General features: G+C 67.0%; 20 protein-coding genes. 6 read left to right on the forward strand and 14 right to left on the reverse strand.

Annotated features, from left to right (window positions below):
• Positions 1–46 precede the first annotated feature (46 nt).
• The gene (locus DFLDMN_RS21280) at positions 47–1606 is read left to right on the forward strand and encodes a methyl-accepting chemotaxis protein (RefSeq protein ID WP_423199852.1); all 1560 of its coding nucleotides are present in this window, start codon (positions 47–49) and stop codon (positions 1604–1606) included.
• 46 nt (positions 1607–1652) lie between these two features.
• Here the strand turns inward: DFLDMN_RS21280 and DFLDMN_RS21285 are convergent, their stop codons facing one another.
• Both DFLDMN_RS21285 and DFLDMN_RS21290 read right to left on the reverse strand, forming a co-directional pair.
• Positions 1653–1916 carry a hypothetical protein gene (locus DFLDMN_RS21285; protein ID WP_423199853.1) on the reverse strand — a complete coding sequence of 88 codons (264 nt, stop codon included), beginning with the start codon at positions 1914–1916 and terminating at the stop codon, positions 1653–1655.
• Between the two features lie 48 nt (positions 1917–1964).
• Positions 1965–3041, reverse strand: coding sequence for an MATE family efflux transporter (locus DFLDMN_RS21290; protein ID WP_423199854.1), 1077 nt, complete (start codon positions 3039–3041; stop codon positions 1965–1967).
• 180 nt (positions 3042–3221) lie between these two features.
• Between DFLDMN_RS21290 and DFLDMN_RS21295 the strand changes: the two genes are divergently transcribed.
• Positions 3222–3842: a 2-hydroxychromene-2-carboxylate isomerase gene (locus tag DFLDMN_RS21295; RefSeq protein WP_423199855.1), complete on the forward strand. Its 621-nt coding sequence runs from the start codon at positions 3222–3224 to the stop codon at positions 3840–3842.
• Between the two features lie 56 nt (positions 3843–3898).
• Here DFLDMN_RS21295 and DFLDMN_RS21300 read toward each other — a convergent pair whose 3' ends face one another.
• Both DFLDMN_RS21300 and DFLDMN_RS21305 read right to left on the reverse strand, forming a co-directional pair.
• Positions 3899–4891: a Bug family tripartite tricarboxylate transporter substrate binding protein gene (locus DFLDMN_RS21300; protein WP_423199856.1), complete on the reverse strand. Its 993-nt coding sequence runs from the start codon at positions 4889–4891 to the stop codon at positions 3899–3901.
• An 84-nt stretch (positions 4892–4975) separates the two neighbouring features.
• Positions 4976–5704, reverse strand: a complete 729-nt coding sequence (locus DFLDMN_RS21305; RefSeq protein WP_423199857.1) for an SDR family oxidoreductase — start codon at positions 5702–5704, stop codon at positions 4976–4978.
• 217 nt (positions 5705–5921) lie between these two features.
• On the opposite strand from DFLDMN_RS21305, the gene DFLDMN_RS21310 reads away from it, so the two are divergent.
• Together DFLDMN_RS21310 and DFLDMN_RS21315 are read left to right on the forward strand one after the other, a co-directional pair.
• The gene (locus DFLDMN_RS21310) at positions 5922–7511 is read left to right on the forward strand and encodes a class I adenylate-forming enzyme family protein (protein WP_423199858.1); all 1590 of its coding nucleotides are present in this window, start codon (positions 5922–5924) and stop codon (positions 7509–7511) included.
• 38 nt (positions 7512–7549) lie between these two features.
• Positions 7550–8437, forward strand: coding sequence for an IclR family transcriptional regulator (locus DFLDMN_RS21315; RefSeq protein ID WP_423199859.1), 888 nt, complete (start codon positions 7550–7552; stop codon positions 8435–8437).
• 12 nt (positions 8438–8449) lie between these two features.
• Here the strand turns inward: DFLDMN_RS21315 and DFLDMN_RS21320 are convergent, their stop codons facing one another.
• The 8 genes from DFLDMN_RS21320 to DFLDMN_RS21355 all read right to left on the reverse strand — a co-directional run bounded on the left by DFLDMN_RS21320 (position 8450) and on the right by DFLDMN_RS21355 (position 15016).
• Positions 8450–9235 carry an IclR family transcriptional regulator domain-containing protein gene (locus tag DFLDMN_RS21320; protein WP_423199860.1) on the reverse strand — a complete coding sequence of 262 codons (786 nt, stop codon included), beginning with the start codon at positions 9233–9235 and terminating at the stop codon, positions 8450–8452.
• Positions 9236–9378: 143 nt separating this feature from the next.
• Positions 9379–10338, reverse strand: coding sequence for a Bug family tripartite tricarboxylate transporter substrate binding protein (locus tag DFLDMN_RS21325; protein ID WP_423199861.1), 960 nt, complete (start codon positions 10336–10338; stop codon positions 9379–9381).
• A 93-nt stretch (positions 10339–10431) separates the two neighbouring features.
• Positions 10432–10824, reverse strand: a complete 393-nt coding sequence (locus DFLDMN_RS21330; RefSeq protein WP_423199862.1) for a hypothetical protein — start codon at positions 10822–10824, stop codon at positions 10432–10434.
• Positions 10825–10867: 43 nt separating this feature from the next.
• The gene (locus tag DFLDMN_RS21335) at positions 10868–11647 is read right to left on the reverse strand and encodes an alpha/beta fold hydrolase (RefSeq protein ID WP_423199863.1); all 780 of its coding nucleotides are present in this window, start codon (positions 11645–11647) and stop codon (positions 10868–10870) included.
• A 484-nt stretch (positions 11648–12131) separates the two neighbouring features.
• Positions 12132–12377: a hypothetical protein gene (locus tag DFLDMN_RS21340; protein WP_423199864.1), complete on the reverse strand. Its 246-nt coding sequence runs from the start codon at positions 12375–12377 to the stop codon at positions 12132–12134.
• 196 nt (positions 12378–12573) lie between these two features.
• Entirely contained in the window at positions 12574–13224 is a 651-nt protein-coding gene (locus DFLDMN_RS21345) for a 4-carboxy-4-hydroxy-2-oxoadipate aldolase/oxaloacetate decarboxylase (protein WP_423199865.1), read from the reverse strand.
• An 11-nt stretch (positions 13225–13235) separates the two neighbouring features.
• The gene (locus DFLDMN_RS21350) at positions 13236–14267 is read right to left on the reverse strand and encodes a Bug family tripartite tricarboxylate transporter substrate binding protein (RefSeq protein ID WP_423199866.1); all 1032 of its coding nucleotides are present in this window, start codon (positions 14265–14267) and stop codon (positions 13236–13238) included.
• Positions 14268–14347: 80 nt separating this feature from the next.
• Positions 14348–15016: an RraA family protein gene (locus DFLDMN_RS21355; RefSeq protein WP_423199867.1), complete on the reverse strand. Its 669-nt coding sequence runs from the start codon at positions 15014–15016 to the stop codon at positions 14348–14350.
• A 97-nt stretch (positions 15017–15113) separates the two neighbouring features.
• Between DFLDMN_RS21355 and DFLDMN_RS21360 the strand changes: the two genes are divergently transcribed.
• Entirely contained in the window at positions 15114–15998 is an 885-nt protein-coding gene (locus tag DFLDMN_RS21360; protein WP_423199868.1) for a LysR family transcriptional regulator, read from the forward strand.
• Positions 15999–16139: 141 nt separating this feature from the next.
• A complete protein-coding gene (locus DFLDMN_RS21365; RefSeq protein WP_423199869.1) occupies positions 16140–17012 on the forward strand; it encodes a metal-dependent hydrolase in 873 nt (290 codons plus the stop codon).
• A gap of 53 nt (positions 17013–17065) precedes the next feature.
• Here the strand turns inward: DFLDMN_RS21365 and DFLDMN_RS21370 are convergent, their stop codons facing one another.
• Together DFLDMN_RS21370 and DFLDMN_RS21375 are read right to left on the reverse strand one after the other, a co-directional pair.
• Positions 17066–18547 carry a glycosyltransferase family 2 protein gene (locus DFLDMN_RS21370; RefSeq protein WP_423199870.1) on the reverse strand — a complete coding sequence of 494 codons (1482 nt, stop codon included), beginning with the start codon at positions 18545–18547 and terminating at the stop codon, positions 17066–17068.
• A gap of 14 nt (positions 18548–18561) precedes the next feature.
• Positions 18562–19176: a cytochrome b gene (locus DFLDMN_RS21375; protein WP_423199871.1), complete on the reverse strand. Its 615-nt coding sequence runs from the start codon at positions 19174–19176 to the stop codon at positions 18562–18564.
• Positions 19177–19574: the final 398 nt, after the last annotated feature.

Below are 19574 nucleotides of genomic sequence, written 5' to 3' on the forward strand. Positions count from 1 at the left end.
CGGTCGTAAGGCGGAGGGTCTTCCATCAACCTGAACCAGGCGCATCATGCTGCAACGTATTTCCGTAGGCGCGCGTATCGCGGGCGGCTTTGCCGGTCTCCTGCTGGCGATGATCGTCCTGACCGCGGTAGGTATCACGCGCGTCAACAAGATCAACGCCGGCCTCTATACGATCAACGAGGTCAATGGCGTCAAGCAACGCTACGCGATCAACTTCCGTGGCAGCGTGCACGACCGCTCGATCGCGCTGCGCGATGCGACGCTGGTCTCGGCGGCCGACCTGCCCGCCGTGGTCAACCAGATCGAACAGCTGGCGCGCGCGTATCGCGAATCCGCGCAGCCCATGGACGAGATCTTTGCCAAGGGCATGCGCGTCTCGCAGGAAGAGCGCGCCCGCCTTGCCACCATCAAGTCGGCCGAGGCGCGTACCATGCCGCTGATCGCCGATGTCCTGTCCCGCCAGCAGGCCGGCGACGCGGAAGGCGCGCGGCGCGTGCTGCTGGACTCGGCTCGCCCCGCCTTTGTGGCATGGCTGGCCGCCATCAACGCGTTTATCGACCTCGAAGAGCAGCTGAACCAGGAGCAGGGCGCGATGGCGCGCGACGTCGGCGTGCACTTCCAGGTGCTGATGCTGAGCCTGACGGCCATTGCCATCGCGCTCGGTATCGGCGTGACGTGGCTGCTTGCGCGCAGCATTTCGCTGACGCTCGGCGCCGAGCCGCCCGACGTCAAGCGCGTGGCGGAAGCGGTGGGCGAGGGCGACCTGACCTATCCGGCGCAGGTGCGCGAGGGTGACGACAGCAGCATCCTGGCCTCGCTGCACCATATGCAGGCCGCACTGCGCGATGTGGTGCTGAACGTGCGCGCGCATACCGAAGCCGTGTCCAACGCGACCGAGCAGATTGCCGCCGGCAATGCCGACATGGCGACGCGTACCGACAGTCAGGCCTCGGCACTGCGCCAGACCGTGGCGTCGATGGCGCAGGTGGCGGGCGTGGTACGCCAGAACTCCGAACGCGCGCAGCATGCCAACACGCTGGCCACCACGACCGCGGCCGAGGTCGAGCAGGGCAGCGAGATGGTGCAGTCGATCGTGCAGAAGATGGATGGCATTACCGCCGAATCCAACAAGATCGCCGACATCACCGCCGTGATCGAAGGCATTGCGTTCCAGACCAATATCCTCGCGCTCAATGCCGCGGTGGAGGCGGCGCGCGCTGGCGAGCAGGGCAAGGGCTTTGCGGTGGTCGCGACCGAAGTGCGCTCGCTCGCGCAGCGGTCGTCGACGGCGGCCAAGGAAATCAAGACGCTCATCGCCAGTTCGGTCGAGCACGTACACGACGGTGCCGCGGATATCCAGAGCGCGGCCGATGCCATGAGCAAGATCCTGGGCTCGGTGCGGCGCGTCAACGGTATCGTCAACGAGATTGCCGATGCGCTGGTCGACCAGGCTTCGAGCGTGGAGGAGGTCAGCCGCGCGGTGGCGCATATGGATGCCATTACGCAGCAGAACGCGAGCCTGGTGGAGCAGACCTCTGCGGCGGCCTCCGCGCTCGACGGTCAGTCGCGCGAACTGCGCGAGGCGATGGCGGTGTTCCGCGCCTGAACGCCGGGCCAGCGGTAGCCGCCGGGCGCCCGCGCCCGGCGGCGCTTCAGCGCCGCACCAGCCACGGCACCGCGTTCATGGCCGCAAAGATGGCGAGTCCGACCACCAGCGCGGCGAAGAACGCGCCAATCTCCATGCCCCACAGCCGTTGCGTCAGGTAGCCGAGCGTTACGATAACCGCCACGCGAGCGAGCGAGGCGAACACCGCCCACTGCAGGCGCCGCGCGCCCTGCGAAGCAAAGTACAGTGCCAGACCCAGGCCGAAGCAGCCATACGCGGGCGCCACCGCGCGCAGGTACGCCGCGCCCATGCGGATCGCTTCCGCGTCCTGGGTGAACAGCGACAGCCACGCCTCGGGTCATAGCGCGGCGGCCAGCCCGATCAGTTCGGTCAGTGCCGCCGCCGCCAGCGCCCCGGTCCATGCCACCCTGCGCGCGCGCGCATGCTGGCCCGCGCCGGTGTTCATGCCGACCATCGCCACCATGCCCGCCCCAAAGCCGAAGATCAGCGGCACCAGCAGATACTCCAGGCGAATGCCCAGGCCAAAGCCGGCCAGCGCGTGCGCGCCATGCATGCCGACCATGGCGGTGGCGGTGATCACGGACACATTGATCATGAGACTGTTGACCGCGGCAAACAGCCCCACGCCAAGGATTTCGGCAAACAGGCGCCAGCGCAGCCGGTGCGCGAACGAGAGCCGGATGCCGCCGTAGCCGCGCAGCAGCGCCACCAGCAGCACGCTGCAGCCCACCACGTAGTACGTCACCAGCGCGTAGCCCGCGCCAGCGATGCCAAGCGGCGGAATCGGTCCCGCGCCGAAGATCAGCAACGGCGACGCCACCACCAGCACCAGCACGCCGCCCGTTACCACGCAGGCGGGCAGCATCATGTTGCCGGTGCCGCGCAGCACGCTGGCGAACGCATTGAGCAGCCACAGGAACGTAGTGCCGACAAACACCGCGTTGGAATAGGTCACCGCTGCCGCGAGGGTACTGCCATCGCCGCCGAGCGCGGTATAGATATGCGGGCCCAGCACCAGCATGCCCACGCTCAGCACCACACCCGCTACCACGCCGATCACCGTGGCATGCAGCGCCAGCGCCTCGGCCTCGGCATGGCGCCCGGCCCCCAGGGCGCGCGCGATGGCCGACGAGATGGCGCCGCCTACCGCGCCGGCCGACAGCATCTGCATGGCCATGATCAGCGGCACCACCAGTGCGGCGCCGGCCAGCGCCGGCACGCCCAGCTTGCCGACGTAGTAACTTTCGAGGAAGTTGGCCGTCGCCTGCGCCAGCATGACCACGATATTGGGTACCGCCAGCCGCAGCAGCGTGGGCAGGATCGGGTCGTTGAGCAGCCGGGCCGCGCGCGCATTGGCGGCGGTTGACGGTGTTGCGGGGGCTGCCGCGGCGGTGGCGCTGGTGGGCTCGGTCATACGCGTCTTCGGAGGGGCATTGTTGACTGCTATCCGGAATAGAATTCCGAATTCAGCGGGCGGATGCGGCGGATTGTAGCGTCAATATTGTTAACTTGCAGAATGCTACCCGAGCGATGGTTGTGATTTGGATTGCAGTGCAGTACATTGTTCCGAAAATAGTCCTACAGGAGACCTGACATGAGCGATGTCACCGCGCTGTTCTGCTTCGATTTCGGCAGCCCCAATGCCTATCTGTCCCACCGGGTCCTGCCGGGCATCACGGCACGCACGGGCGTGGCGTTCGCGTATGTGCCGATCCTGCTCGGCGGCCTGTTCCGCCTGACCGGCAACCGCTCGCCGGCGGAAGCGTTTGCCGGTATCAAGAACAAGCAGGAGTACGCGCGCCTGGAGACGCGCCGTTTTGTTGCCCGGCACGGGCTCGATGCATACCGGCCCAATCCGCATTTCCCGGTGAACACGCTGCAGTTGATGCGCGGTGCGGTGGCCATGCAGATCGACGGCGACTTCGAGCGCTATGTCGACACCATCTTCAAGGCCATGTGGGAAGACGAGAGGAAGATGGACGACCCGGCCATCTTTGCCGGCACGCTCGACGCCGCCGGCTTCGACAGCGAACGGATCCTGCGCCGCATCGGCGAGGCCGACGTCAAGCAGAGGCTGATCGACAATACGCAGCAGGCTTTCGACCAGGGCGCCTTCGGTTCGCCGACGTTCTTCGTCAACGGCGAAATCTACTTTGGCAAGGACACGCTGCCGTCGGTGGAAGAGGAGATCGTGCGCTTGCAGACGGCGCGCTGAGTGGCCGGACGCCGCGCCTCTCCCCTGGGGCGGAGGCGAGGCGCCGGGGCGCGCGGTCAATTCGCGCCGGATCTGGTGAAGCCGATCTGCTTCAGCACCTCGTGCTCGCGCGCCATCGCCGCGATGGCGTACCGGCGATAAGCCTCGCTGCTCAGGTAGGCCGGTTCCATGTCGTACTTCGACAGCACTTCGCGGAAGTTTGGCTGTTCCATCGCGCGCTTGAAGGCGTCGTGCAGCCTGGCCACCACCGCGGGCGGCGTATGCGGTGGCGCGGCCAGTCCCCAGGGGGAGGTCTGGACCAGGTTGATGCCGGACTCCTTCAGCGTCGGCACGGCCGCAAAGCGCGGCATGCGTTTGTCGCTCCAGACCGCGAGCAGCCGCAGCTTGCCCGCTTCCACATATGGCACCCAGCCCGAGGTCTCCGCGGCGGACATCACATGGCCGGCCATGACAGCCTGCAACGATTCCGGCGTGCCCTTGAACGGCACATGATTGAGGCGCGTCTGCGTCAGTCGCGCGAACTGCTCCATGGTCAGGTGGTTGGTGGTCAGCGAGCCCGGCGTGCTGTAGCTGAGCTCGCCGGGGTGGGCGCGCGCATAGGCTACGTAGTCGGCAATCGTGCGGATCGGCGAATCGGCCGGCACTGCAATGCCGAACACATAGCCCGACAGGCCGATGATGTAGCTGAGCTGGGCCGGATCCCAACTGATGTTCGACGTGTAGGGCGCGCGGTAGACGCCCTGCGGAATGACGGCGATGGTGTAGCCGTCGGCGCCGCTCGACTGCAGCAATTGCGCGGGAATCACGCCGGCCGCGCCGGGTTTGTTCTCGATCACGACCGGCTGGCCGAGGATCTTCGCGGCATTGGCCGCCAGCACGCGCATCGGCGTATCGGTGGAGCCGCCCGCGGTAAAGCCGACCAGTACGCGGATGGGCCGCGTGGGGAAGTTCGGGTCGGCAGGCTGCGCCCCTGCCATGGCGGCCGTCAGGCCGAAGCAGCCGGCGGCGAGCGTCGCCACCGGCAGATGCAGAACATCACGCCGTTTCACTACTGTCTCCTGGTGAAGTGCGCGCGGCCGGTGTCGATGACCCGGCCGTCGCGCGTTACCGCTGGCGCCGCTGCTCGCGTGCCGTCAGAACGATTCCATCCACGGCCGGATATCGAGCTCGTGGGTCCATGCATCGCGCGGCTGCCGGTGCAGCATCCAGTAGGTGTCGGCGATATGGTCGGGATTGACGATGCCTTCCTGCTCCTTGAGCTTGTAGCGCTCGGGAAAGGTCTCGCGGATGAATTCGGTGTCGATCGCGCCATCGACGATCAGCTGTGCCACATGGACGCCCCGGGGGCCGAGCTCGCGTGCCATCGATTGCGCCAGCGCACGCAGGCCGTGCTTGGCGCCGGCAAAGGCCGCATAGCCGGCCCGGCCGCGCAGGCTCGCGGTGGCGCCGGTGAAGAAGATGGAGCCGCGCGCGCGCGGCACCATCACGCGCGCCGCTTCACGGCCCATCAGGAAGCCCGCGAAGCAGGCCATCTCCCACACCTTGTAGTAGACGCGCGCGGTCGTCTCGGTGATATCGAAGCGGACATTGGCGCCGATATTGAAGATGGCCACTTCGATCGGCGCGATCTCCGCTTCGATCTGCTGGAACAGCGCCACCATCTGGTCCTCCTTGCGCGCGTCGGAGCCAAATGCGTGGGCCTCGCCGCCCTCGGCCCGGATCTGTTCGACCAGCGGCGCGAGCTTGTCGGCGCTGCGGCGCGTCACGCAGGCGATATAGCCTTCGCGCGCAAAACGGCGCGCGATCGCGCCGCCGGTCGCGTCGCCCGCGCCAATCACCAATACCGCCTTCCTGTCCGTCATGGTGTCTCCTGGTTCTGGGATATAGGACTGCATATCGGTTCAGTATGAAACGCGTTTCTGCGACAGTCAAACGAAGCGGCCGATATTTGTGATTTAAACAGCGCAAAAATGGACGGGAAATGGAAAATAAAACCGACAAGCAGTATATTGAACTGCATTGCGGTCCTTTTGGGCGGCATCCGACACCACCACAACCACGCAACAGGAGACCCACCGCATGGAACCGAGCGCGACCGTCACGGCCACCGCCACGACCCCTTTCCGCCGCATTCATCACGTCATCGCGCCATGGGTGGCCTGCCAGCCCGGCGCCCCCGCGTTGCAGGACCGGCGCGGCCGGCTGACCTACGGCGAGCTTGCCTGCGCGGTGGAGGCCGCCGCGCAGGCGCTGCGCCAACTGGGGGTGCGGCCGGGCGACCGCATCCTGCTGGTGGCGGAGAACTGCGTGGCGGTCGGGGTGCTGGTGCTGGCCGCGAGCGCGCTGGATGCGTGGATCGCAGTGGTCAATGCCCGCTTGTCGCCACGCGAGATCGATAACTTCGTCGACCACTCGGGGGCGCGTCGCGTGCTGTACGCCACGGCGGTCTCGGCAGAGGCGCGCGCGCATGCGGCACGCGCCGGCGCCGTGCCGCTGATCTGGTCCGGGATTGCCGACGCCGGCGCACTGCGCGCGCTCGGCGCGCTGGGCGAACTCGCGGTGGCACCGCTCAATGCGGCCGCCGTGGCCGAGCCGGTGGCCGACGCGGCCGACGCACAGGTGGCGGCGCTGATCTACACGTCGGGTACCTCGGGCAGTCCCAAGGGCGTGATGCTCACGCATGCAAGCCTGCTGCACGTGGCGGCGGTGTCGCGCACGCTGCGTGCGCTCGGCCCCGCGGACCGGTTCTATGGCGTGCTGCCGATGGCCCATATCGTCGGCCTGTCGTCGCAGTTGATCGGTGCGCTCTCGAGCGGAGCGTCGATCGTGTTCGAGGAACGCTTCAGTCCGGAGGGCCTGGTGCGCGCGCTGCGCGAAGACGGCGTGACGATCCTGCTCGGTGTGCCGGCCATGTTTGCCCGGCTGGTGGAATGGTGCCGGACCCACGGCGTGCAGCTCGACCATTCGCGACTGCGCTTCATGGGCGCGTCCGGCGCGCCCTTGACGCCGGAACTGAAGGCCAATGCGGAAGCACTGCTCGGTCAGACCCTGCACAACGGCTATGGCCTGACCGAGATGGCACCGGCGGTGGCGCAGACGCTCATGCATGCACCGCGCACCGACTGTTCGGTGGGTCAACCCGTGCCGGGCGTCGCGGTCCGCATCGTCGGCCTGACTGGCCAGACGCTCGACCGGGGCGCGGTGGGCGAGCTGTGGGTACGCGGCCCCAACCTGATGAAGGGGTACTATCGCGCGCCGGAGCTCACGCACGCGGCGATCGACGCCGACGGCTGGTTCCATACCGGCGACATGGCGCGCCAGGAGGGGGACGGCGCGCTGTTTATCGTCGGCCGCGCCAAGGAGCTGATCATCCGTTCGGGCTTCAACGTTTATCCGGTGGAGGTGGAGCAGGCCATCAACAGCCATCCCGATGTGGTGCAGTCCGCGGTGGTGGGGCGGGAGGTGCAGGACAACGAGGAAGTGGTGGCCTTTGTCGAGCTGGCCGCGCATGCCACGCTGGCCACCGACGCGTTGGCCGCCTATCTGCGCGAACGGCTGTCGCCGTACAAGCTGCCGTCGGAGATCCGCTTCCTGCCGCAATTGCCGGCCGCGCCCACGGGTAAAATACTCAAGCACGAACTGAGGAAGCTCGCCGCGGCGGCACGGTAGGGCTTCTCCCTCCAACGCAGGTGCCATGGAAAGGCAGCATGAAAAGTCTCAATGACCGGTCACTCGTCCAGGATACGCACGACACGCAGGATCCCCCTGACGCGCGCGTCGACGACGACACCGCGGACCCTGCGCAGGACCGGCATTTCGTGACGGCGCTGGCGCGCGGGCTCGAGGTCCTGAGCGCGTTTCGCAGCGGCGACAGCTTTCTGGCCAATCATGAGCTGGCCGAACGCACCGGCCTGCCCAAGTCCACGGTCACGCGGCTCACCTATACGCTGACCCGGCTCGGCTACCTGCACGTGGTGCCCGAGAGCGGCAAGTACCGCCTCGGCACCGCGACCGGCGCGCTGGGCAGCGCCATGCTGGCCAACCTCGACGTACGCCAGGTGGCGCGCCCGCTGATGCAGGCGCTCGCCGCCGAGACTGGCGCGGTGATCGCGCTGTCCGCGCGCGACCAGCTCTCCATGCTGTATCTCGAATGCTGCCGCAGCACCTCGATCGTGACGCTGAGTCTCGACGTCGGCTCGCGCATTCCGCTCGGCACGTCCGCGGCGGGCCGCGCATTGCTGGCCGGCGTGGCGCCGAGCGAGCGCGCCGGCCTGATGGAGCGCATCCGCGCGCTCGACGAAGGCAACTGGCCGGCGGTACAGCGCGGCATCGAGGGCGCGCTTGCCGAATACCGGCGCGGTCGATGTGCGTATTCGGTAGGCGACTGGGTCAGGGAAGTGCACGGCGTGGCCACCACGCTGAACCCGGGACGCGGGCTGCCGCTGATGGCGATGAGCGCGGCGGGCGCGGCGCAGTATTTCCCCGAGGCGCGGCTGCGCGACGAAGTGGCACCGCGCCTGCTGGAGACCGTGCGCGAGATCGAACGCCGGCTTGGCCAGCGCTACGGCGAAGCGGAAGTGGACGCGGAAGCGTAAGCGAGGCGCGGTTCAGCGCGTGCGCAGGGCCTCGTTGATATCGTCCGCGGCCGCGGCCAGAATCGGCAGGAACGTCTGCATCATCTTGTCTTCGGTCAGGCGCTGTGAGTGACCGGCCAGGTTGATCGCCGCCACCACCTCGCCCGCGCGATTGCGCAGCGGCATGGCCAGCGCGACAAGGCTGGACTCGAGCTCCTGGTTCACGAAGCAGTAGCCCTGTGTGCGCGTCTGCACGATCAGGCGCGTCAGCTTTGCCACGTCGGTGGTGCTGTGCGGGGTGAACTTGCGGATATCGCTGCGGCGCAGCCGGTCCGCCAGCGTGGCATCGTCCAGCGCGCCGAGCAGGATGCGGCCATGCGCGGTGGCCCAGGCAGGCAGGCGTGTCCCGACGGAAAGGTTCAGCGACATGACGCGACGCGTGGACGCGCGCGCCACGTAGACCACGTCGACATCGTCGAGCACGCAGACGGAGCACGATTCGCCGGTCTTCTCGGCCACGGCGACGACGTATGGCTCGACGATCTCGGCCACGGTCAGGCCCGACAGATAGGAATAGCCAAGCCGCATGACCTTTGGCGTCAGGCGAAACACGCGTCCGCTCTGGGTGGCATAGCCAAGGTGGCACAGCGTCAGCAAAAGGCGCCGCGCCGCGGCGCGGCTGACCTGGGCGGCTTCGGCCACCTCCGACAGCGTCAGTTCCGCGCGATCGTCACCGAATGCCTCGATCACGGCAAGGCCGCGCGCAAACGAGTCGACAAAATTGTTGGGGCCGATCGACGAATCGGGTTCCTGAGGCATGGCGTGGCAGTGGGGGGTGGACGAACGCGGCTATTCTAGCGTGCCGCCTTCCTCCCGCCCGCCCCACCTGACTTGCTTCCTTACTTCCTTACCCTTGCCGCGGTGCCCGCGTGCCGGCCCGGCGCGCCGGGCCGGGTGCGCTGTCATTCGGCCTGGATGCCGGCCGCGCGGATCGTGGTGCGATAGCGGACCATCTGCTCGTCGACCAGCTTCGCCAGGCTGGCGGCGTTCGACGGCGTGGCCGTAAAGCCTTGCTTGTCGAGCGCCTCGATCACTTCCGGGTCCTGCATCGCCGCGGTAAAGGCCGCGCGGATCTTTGCCAGGATCGGCTCCGGCGTGCCGGCCGGCGCGAACAGGCCGGCCCACGAGGTAATGGTGAAGCCGCTGACGCCGGCTTCCTTCATGGTCGGCACATTGGGCAGCAGCGGGCTGCGCCGTTCTGACGTGGTGGCAAGTACGCGCAGTTTGCCCGAGGCGAGATGGGGCAGGCCCAGGGTCGGGTTGCCGAACATCATCTGTATGCGGTTATCGAGCAGGTCGACGATGGCGGCGGGTTCACCCTTGTATGCCACCGACACCATGTCGAGGCCTTCGATCGCGTTGAACTGCAGCGACGACACCAGTGCCGTGGTATTGCCGGTGCCGAAGTTGAGCTTGCCGGGATGGGCCTTGGCGTAGGCGACAAATTCGGGCAGCGTCCTCGCCGGCGTGGCCGCATTCACATAAAGGAAGAAGGTATAGCGGCCCAGCTCGGTGATCGGTGCAAAACTCTTCACGGGGTCGTAGGGCAGCTTGACGCGCAGTGCGGGCGAGGCCGACAGCGCGCTGTTGGTGCCAAACAGCAGCGTCAGGCCGTCGGGTTTGGCGCGCGCGACTTCCGCCGCCGAGATCATGCCGTCCGCGCCGGCCTTGTTGTCGACGATGATCGACTGGCCGATCCTGGTCGCAGCGGAACGCGCCAGCGCGCGCGCAATCACGTCGGAGGCGGCGCCGGCGGGAAACGGCACGACGAGGCGCACCGGGGCGGAGGGAAATTCGGCATGGGCGGCCGTGCCGGCGCACAGCGTGGCTGCGAGCAGGGCAGCCTTGAACAGGGTCTTCACGATTGGTCTCCTTGGGTTTTCGATATCGGTGTGGGCGTTGCTCTGGGCTGGATGACGCTTTGTTGCGCGCACGCGGCAGCGGAGCGCGTGTATTCAGGGGCCGAAGCTGGAACGCATCTGGATGCCCCAGCGGCCCTCCACGCGTGTCAGCACATACAGCGAGTCGTACACCCCAATCACCGAACCATCGCTGCGGAAGCGCGTATAGCTCAGTGCCACATGGGCCTTGTCGCGGTTGAACTGCACGACTTCGCGTGCGCGCCAGGTGCTGTGACGCCAGTCGTCTTCGTCGCGGAGTTTCTGGAACAGGTCCATCGGATTGCTGCCGGGGGCCTCGTACACCTTCACGTTGCCGCCCGCAAAGCGGACGTGCGGAAAGTGCATGCAGGCGTCCATCGCGCGGGCGTCGTGGGCATTCAGCGCTTCCATAAAACGGTCCAGTACTGCGCGGCATGCCGCGTCGATCTCGGTTTTTTCGTCTGCCATGGTGTTGTGCTCGGCGATATCAGGGGGTGGGTGGATCAGGGAATCAGGGGTTCGCCCGGGTGGCCTGCAGGAAATCGCGCACGGCGCGGTGGAACGCATCCGGTGCGCCGAGTGGGGCCAGGTGTGCGGCGGGTAGCGCGAGATACTGGCTGCCGGCGATGGCGGCATGCAATGCGCGGCCCTGTGCGGGTGGCGTGGCGAGGTCTTCGGTGCCGGCCATGACCAGCGTGGGTACGCCGATATGGCGCAGCGCGTCGCGCCCATCGAAAGCCATCACGGCCTGTGCGCACGCTACGTATCCCGCCGCGGTGGTGGCGCCAAACATGTCCACCAGCCACTGGCGCAGCGCGGGATCGCGTGCCGCATGCGCTGGCGTGAGCCAGCGCGACACCGTGGCTTCGGCAATCGCGCCAGTGCCGCCGGCGCGCACCTGGTCGATGCGGCCTTGCCAGAACGCGGCAGGGCCGAACTGTGGCGCCGTGTTGGCGAGCACGAGGGCGGACACGCGCGGCCCGTGCGTCAACGCGAGTTCCATGCCGATCGCCGCGCCCATCGATACCCCGCAATAGCGGAACGTATCGATACCGGCGTCCGCCAGTGCGCCGGCGAGTCGTGTCGCCAGCTCGCGCAGGCTGCCGAACGCAAAGGCGTCCTGCCCGCCATGACCGGGCGCATCGAAGCGGATCACCTCGTAGTCGTTGGCGAATGCCTGGACGGTGGCGTGCCACAGGCGCCGGTCGGTACCGAGCGAATTGCCCAGCACCAGCGCCGGAGCGCCGGGGGTGCCGGCGCGGTGAAGCCGTAGTGAAGGATCAGCGGCCATGTCGGGTCCTGATGTCGAGAGTCATGGGTAGCGAGGTCCACGTCGAGGCACGCATGGCAAGGCCAGTCGGGCATAGGGGCAGGTGCCATGGCGTGAACGTCTTGCTGTGCGCTATGCGCACAGATGTTCGTATAGCGGCTATATTCCCCCGGCAGCGTTTATGGTGTCAAGTAGGGACGGGCACGGACGCCACGGCGTGGACGACGACGTGGGTCAGGGGCGGGAGGGGGAACGAGAGAGGAAAACGCGCGGGACAAACGCGGGAAAGGACAAGCGCAGGCGGAAAGCGCAGGTGCAGGGCGGAGATGCAGGGCGGAGATGTAGGGCGAGGCGAAAAGCCGGCGGTGAAAAACGGGGGGAAGGGCGCGGCAAGCGGGGAACCCTCCCCCCCGCCCGCGCCCGGGGTCAGGGGGCGCGGGCACAAGGAGGATGCAGTGCGGAGAGAAAGAAGGGCAGGTGACGGGCGTGCGGGCCTCGATGCGGATCAGGCCCCGTCGGTGTATTCGTCGCGCGGGGTGTTCACGCGTGCGCCGTCGAGGTACGGGTCGCGCTGGCCATTGCGGGCCCCGTCGGTGAATACGTCGTGCGAAGAGAGACGTGCGCCGTCGAGATACACGCTGCGGTCGCCGGAGTGGGCAGCCATCTCGGTGGCATGCGCCGATGCGGCGCCAACGCCAGTGGCGATGGCAACGAGAAGGAAGGAAGTGAGCTTGATGAAGTTCGTACGCATGATAGGTCCTCAGGAAAGTGTCGATACCGAAGCAAAAGAAGCATGAGCACTGCGTCCCATGTACCCGGTAAACGCTTCGACGAGCGGCTTTATTCCCTGGGCATGCGCACGGATTGCGGGTGGATCGCGATACATTGCGAGAATGCACGATGGCGACACCGCACCATGGGCGGCGCCGTCACCCATCGCGAAAGGGTTATGTCAGGCCATGCGCGGCGAGCGTGGCCTGCAGTCCGAGCAGCTCAACCATGGTGGCCCCCTGCGCCAATTTGTCGCGCATCGCGCTCTCCTTGCGTTCGCGCGCTTCACCCGCTTCGATCACGCGATCGAGTTCGTCACGCGCGATCACCACGAGTCCGTCGCGATCGCCCACCACGATATCGCCGGGCTGGATCATCACACCACCGAGCACCAGCGGCACGTTGAGCTTGCCGGGCTGATGCTTGTTGGTGCCGCGGATGCTGAGACCGCGGCAGAACACCGGAAAACCCATGTCGACGATATTGGCGGCATCGCGCACGGCGCCGTCGATCACGAGACCCGCGAGGCCGATGGTCTGCGCGGCAAAGGTCAGCACGTCGCCCCACGGGCCGGCGTCAACGAAGCCCTTGGCGTCCACCACGAGCACATCGCCGGGACGCGCCTTGGTCAGCGCATAGTGGATCATCAGGTTATCGCCGGGGCGGATGTCCACGGTGAGCGCGGGGCCGGCCAGGCGCATGCCGGGATCGAGCGCGGCGATGCGCGCCTCCACCGCGCCGCGCTGGCCCTGTGCTTCATGGATGGTGGCGGTGCCGAGTCGTTGCGCACGCGCCAGCTGGTCGGTCAGTTCGGTCAATGCGGTCATGATGATTCGCTTCAGTCGACGGTGGCCCCGGAGCGCTTGACGAGGTTCTCCCAGTACGGCAGTTCCTTGCCGATAAATGCGCGGAACTGGGCAGACGAGCCGCGTACATCGCTCGAACCCATATCGGACAGTTTGCCCGCGACATCGGGTTCGCCGAGCACCGCATTGAGTTCGTCATTGAGTCGCTGCACGAGCGGGGTCGGGGTCTCGGCCGGCACGAACAGGCCATACCAGTTCTCGATCACGAAGCCAGGAAAGCCGGCCTCCTCCATCGTCGGCAGGTCCGGCAGCGCCTTGGCACGCCTGGCTCCCGTGGTCGCCAGCGGCCGGATGCGGCCGGACTTGAGTTGCGGCGCGATCGCGGTGGTGGTTTCGAAGGCGATCGGCACCTGGCCGGCGATCACGTCGCTCAGGGCCGGGCCCTGGCCCCGATACGGCACGTGCACGATATCGAGCTGCCGCTCGAGCTTCAGCATCTCGCCCGCCAGGTGCTGAGGGCTGCCGCTGCCACCCGACGCATAGCTGTACTTGCCAGGCGCCGCCTTGGTCAGTGCCACGAGCTGCTGCACGGTGGTCGCCGGCAGCGAGGTATTCACGTACAGCACCAGCGGTACCGCCGCCACCTCGCCCACCGGGGTCAGCGCACGCGTGGGATCGAGCTTCAGTTTGTACAGATTGCGGTTGATGACGAGGCCCGTGTTGTTGCCAAGCAAGGCCGTGCAGCCATCGCCCTTGGCGCGGCTCACATACTCAGTGCCAATATTGCTGCTGGCGCCGCCGCGGTTGTCGACGATCACGGTCACGCCGAGCCGCTTCGACAACCCCGGCGCCAGGAAGCGCGCGAGGATATCGGTGGTGCCGCCGGGTGGGTATGGCGAGACGATGCGCAACGGATTGCACGGATAAGGCTCGGTGGCGCTGGACGGGGTGGCGAAGGCGAACAGCATGCTGGCGCCGGCGATGCCTGCGGCGAGGGTGATGCGCGGGGTAGTGGTGCGAAGCAAGGCGGTGGGCAGGCGCCTTGGCGCGCGGGATGTCGTCATGATGTCTCCGTTCTGTTCTGGTCTCGCCGTGGTCTGGCCCGGCGAGTGTTGGTGGCGCGTGTTGCCGGCGATAGGCGGGCTCAATGCGCCGCGCGTTGCAGCGTGTGATACCCGAACTGCCGGCGCGCGTCGCGCAAGGCCACGCCCCCGAGCGCAGCGTTGAGAATCTGCGCCTCGACGTCGCGCGTACGCAGCGCGCGCTCGAACACTTCCTGCGCGCGCGCCTGCGGCACTACCACTACGCCGTCGGCATCGGCCACGATGTAGTCGCCGCTGACCACGCGTACGTCGCCGAGGCTGACCGGTTGTTCCACCGCGCGTACCTGCACGCGGTCCTTGCCGGTGCGCATGAAGCGGCCGCGCGCATAAAGCGGGTAGCCGGCGGCGTCCGCTTCCGCCGTATCGCGGCAGACGCCGTTGATCACGGTGCCGCCCACGCCGTGGCGCACGGCAAGCTGGCTCATGATGCCGCCCCAGACCGTGCAGTCCATGCGGCCCGCGTTGTCTAGCACGGCCACGGCGCCAGCCGGGATGTCATCGAGGAAATCGCCGACCGTGCCGGGCGCATCGAGGTCGATGGGAATGAACGCGACCGTGAAGGCGCGGCCGAATACGCTCGGTGTGCCGGCAATATGGCCGATGCCCAGTGCGCTGCCCGGCAGGCGCAGCGCGTCGAGCGCGTCGGATATCTCGGCGGTGGACAACTGCCTGGCGTGCGTCTGCCAGTCGGCTGTGGAGGTAGGGCTCATATGGCAGGTCTCCTGCGGTGTGCTGTCAACGCGATTCAGTTTCAAGTAAAGTCCGGGCGATATCAATCATTGAAAATTGCACCGAACTTCAATAAAAATGAACTTGAGACAACTGCGCTACTTCTGTGAGGTGGTCGATGCCGGCAGCGCCGCGGAAGCCGCCCACCGCCTGTTTGTCGCACCTACCGCCATCAGCATGCAGATCGCGCAACTGGAGACGCTGCTCGGGGCGCCGGTGTTCGACCGTTCGCGCCGGCCGATGACGCTTACCGCGGCGGGCCAGTTTCTGTATCCGCGCGCCCGCGACCTGCTCTCGCAGATGCAGCGGCTCGATGAAGAGGCGCGCGCGATCGCGGCCGGTAACCGGGCATGGCTTGGCATCGGCTTTACGCGTTCGGCCATCTTCTCGATCCTGCCGGCCGCGGTGCGGCATTTCCGTGGTCGCTATCCAGAAGTGCAACTCGATATGCTCGAGCTGCTGTCGGAACACCAGCCCACACAGCTGCGCCGCCATCGCATCGACGTTGGCATCTCGCGTTATATCGGCGCGTTCGAACAGCCCGCGGATCTCACCCATACCGTGCTGTTCGAGGATCCGTTCGTGGCGGCATTGCCGGCGCATGCGCGGCTCGCGCGACGCAAGTCGATCCGCGCGGCCGAGCTCGACGCGCTGCCGTTGATCCAGTATCCCAAGGACCCACAGAGCATTTTCGCGAGCCAGACGCTGGCGGCGCTACGCGCCGCCGGCGCCAATCCGCCGGCCGGGCACGAGGCGATCGAGATTCACACCGCGCTGGGCCTGGTGGCGGCGGGGCTGGGCTTTACGCTGGTGGGCCGCTCGGTTGCGGAACGCAACCGGCCCGATGTGGCATTCGTGCCGATTGCCGATCTCGGCATTGCCGCCACGCTGGTGGCCGTGACGCGCGCGGGCGAGGGCAACCCGGTCGCCGATGCGTTCGTGGCGTCCCTGCAAAGGGGCTAGGCGAAGCGCGGCAGCGCAGCCGGGTTGACACCGCCGCCGGCGATGCGAATACTCCTCCTGCCCCACGCAGCGACGTTGGTCCGCGGTTAGTCACGCTGCTGCGGTTTCGGATGTCCATACAAAACCCACGAAAGGATGACCATGATCAGACGCAGCATGCTTTGCCTCGCCGCCGCCGTGGCGCTGTTGGCGGGTTGTGCCACTTCCGCGTCCGCGCCCGCCACCGCCGCGTTGCAGCCGCAGGCGCCGGGCAAGATTGCGGCGGGCAAGACCGAAGTGTTGTGGCTGGGGCAGGCGGCCACGCGCATCACCACGCCCGGGGGCAAGGTCATCGTGATCGATCCCTGGCTGATCACCAACCCGAAGACGCCGCCTGCCTACAAGGACCTGGCGGCGCTGGGCAAGGTGGACCTGATTCTCGTCACGCATGCTCACAACGACCATCTGGCCGATGCGCCGGCGCTGGCGCGGCTGAACCAGGCGCCGATCTATAACGGTGGCGGCATGGGGCAGGCCCTGGTCTCGCTGGGCATGGTGCCATCCGCGCTCGCGCAGCGATTTGGCAAGAGCGGCACAATCATGCCGTTCGGCCCCGACGGTGTGAAGATCACGGCCGTGCATGCCGAGCACTCGTCGGAACTGGTGTGGAAGAACCCGGCTACCGGCAAGGACGAAACGCATTACGGTGGCGAGCCCGTGGGCTACATCATCGAGCTCGAGAATGGCTTCAGGATCTGGCATATGGGCGATACCGGCCTGTTCGGCGATATGCGCCTGATCGCCGAGCGCTATCATCCCGACCTCGTCCTGATTCCGATCGGCGGTCACTTCACCATGGGGCCGCAGGATGCCGCGCTCGCGGTACGCGACATGATCAAGCCGAAATACGCGATTCCCATCCACTACCTGACCTTTCCGTTGCTGCGCGGCACGCCGGCCGAGTTCTCCGCGGCGCTGGGCGCGAGCGCGACCACGGTGATCGTGCCGGAGCCGGGGCAGAAGGTCGATTTCTGAGGTGTCGTGACTCACCCCGCCCGCGTGCTGCCGCGGGCGGACCCGGCCAGCACTTATGCCTCCGAGCGCTCGCGCACGATGCCGGTGCGTGGCTGCATGCCCCACTGGTGCCGTCGACACAGGAAGTGCAGCCAGCCGATGGCGGCGCCGCTGTGGCGCATCAGCTGGAACGAAAACGGTTCCAGCACCGACGCCACCAACGCCATCGCAAAGCCGGTGTTGCGGGTATCGCCGCTCCAGCGCCGATACAGATGGAGCGACCAGAAGTGGAAGGCCAGGTCGAGCGCGATCTTGCCGGCGATGATGGCGAGCGCCGGTAACGCGATCGTGAACTTGCCGTGCAGCAGGAACGTCGTCAGCAGCAGGAACGCGGTCACGCCATAGATCGGCTGCATGGTGTCGAATGCCTTCACCGGCAGCATCAGCAGGCCAAGCTTGCCGTAGCGGCGATTGCCGGTCATTTCGCGATACCAGTACTGGGTTTGCAGAAAGCCGGCAAACCAGCGTCGCCGTTGCCGCAGGAAGGCCGGCAGCGTGCCCGGCGCATCGGTGGTGGCGCGCGCGGCGCCGATTACCTGCACATCCCAGTCGAGCCCGCGCATGGCCGAGTGGCGGCGCAGGCGATGGATCAGCTCGTAGTCCTCGACCAGGCACTGCGGATCAAAGCCCCCCACGTCCACCACCGGCTGACGCCGATAGCAGGCAAACGCGCCCGAGACCAGCAGCAGGCTGTCCATCCGCATCCACGCAAAGCGCGAGATGAAGTTGCGGATGTACTCGTAGGTCTGGAACCACTGGAAGAAGCGCCCGCCGAGCGTGCGGCCGCAGACCGGTGTCAGCAGGCCGGTGGCGGCAACCAGGCGCGGCGCGCGCGCGAATGCCTGGGCCATCGCCTCGCAAGCGCCGTTCTCCAGCAACGTGTCGGCATCGACGGTCATGACCGCTTCGGTGCGCAGTTTCACCAGTGCCGCGTTCAATGCCGCGGCCTTGCCGCCGTGGGGAACGCGTAGCCAGCGCAGGTTAGGGTAGCGCGTCGACGGCGCGCTCAGCCTGCAATCGGCGGGCTGGGCCAGCCCGTAGCGCGAGGTCAGCAGGGCGGCCGTGCCGTCGGTCGAGCCATCGTCGGCAATCACGATCTGGTCGGGTACGCGAGTCTGGCGGAACAACGCATCGAGCGTCACGGGTAACGCGGCGGCCTCGTTGTGGGCGGCGACAATCACGCCGAGCGTCGGCAGCTTCAGCACCAGGTGTGCCTGCTCGTGCGGCGCGGGTCGCAGCAGTGCGCGCGCCTTCCATGCGACAAGGGCGAGCAGCAGGGTGTCGTAGGCGATATACGCCATGCCGATGGACCATGCGGCCATGCCATCGAGAAAGAACGCGCGGCCAAACAGCAGGCCCCACAGGAGGAACACGACGAGGTGGATCGCGATGCTGGTCCAGGGCGTACGCGGCGGCGCAAGGCGTGACGACGAATGCATGCGCGCCAGCTCCAGCGCGTATTGACGACAGTGACCGACAAGCTTGAGATGCACCATGGGGTGGGCCTCCTTCACGGCAGCATCCGCGACAGCACGGATTGCCTGTCGATCCATTGGTGCTTGAGCGCCCCCAGCACATGCAGCCCCAGCAGCAGGTAGAGCGCATAGCCGCAGGCGGCATGCAGCGTGCCGAACCATGTGTGCAGTTGCTCCTTGAGGTCCGGCGCGAGATGCAGGATGAAGCCGAGGCGTGGCCACGGCACCAGGCCGTACAGGGACATCGGGTGCGATGCCGCCGCGACCCACGCCGAGTCGTGCATCCAGCCGGAGAGCGGCATGAGAAAGATCAGCACGTACAGCCCCATGTGCACGCAGTGCGCGGCCATGCGTTCCCAGCCGTGGAACCATGGCGAGAGCGCCGGCGGCCGGTGCGTCGCGCGCCAGATCGCGCGCATGATCGAGAGGCCCAGCACGGTGATGCCGATGGACTTGTGCAGGTCGATGATGACGCGCAGCGCGTCGTCCGATAGCACACCGTCGGGCAGGCTGGACGCGGCCTGCGCAAGCAGGACATTGGCGATCATCAGCAACGCGATGACCCAGTGCAGCAACATGGCGACGCGCGTGTACTTGCGGACTTCGTCATGCAGCGTGGCACGGCGGGCGGAAGCGGGGACGGATGGCATGGAGGATTTCATGGGAGACCCGGATGGAAGAACGTATGTCCGGATAACGCTCGACCACAGGTACTTATTCCACGCTTTTTTTGTTCCGGCATGCCGGCCCGCGCATGACGCCCGTTGGGCGGTGCGCATCGTGCGAATTGGCAACGGCGCCGCAACCGCAAATTTTTATGCGCACGATGGAATAAAACTCCGCTTTCCGCTGTCTGGCAGGGGAAGACCGCGCATCTGGCGGTTTTGATGGCATTCCCGGACAGGCGTGGGGCGCGCGCGCCTGTCGTCGGGCGTGCCGCATGCGATTATTTGCCGCAGCGTTCATGCTATGCTGCGCCGGTCAATTTCCATCGGCGCGGCTGGCATGCCACGCGCGCGGATGCGTCTGGATTGCAGGGAGAATTCAC

Source organism: Cupriavidus sp. H19C3 (genome assembly GCF_049393815.1).
Taxonomy (GTDB): Bacteria; Pseudomonadota; Gammaproteobacteria; order Burkholderiales; family Burkholderiaceae; genus Cupriavidus.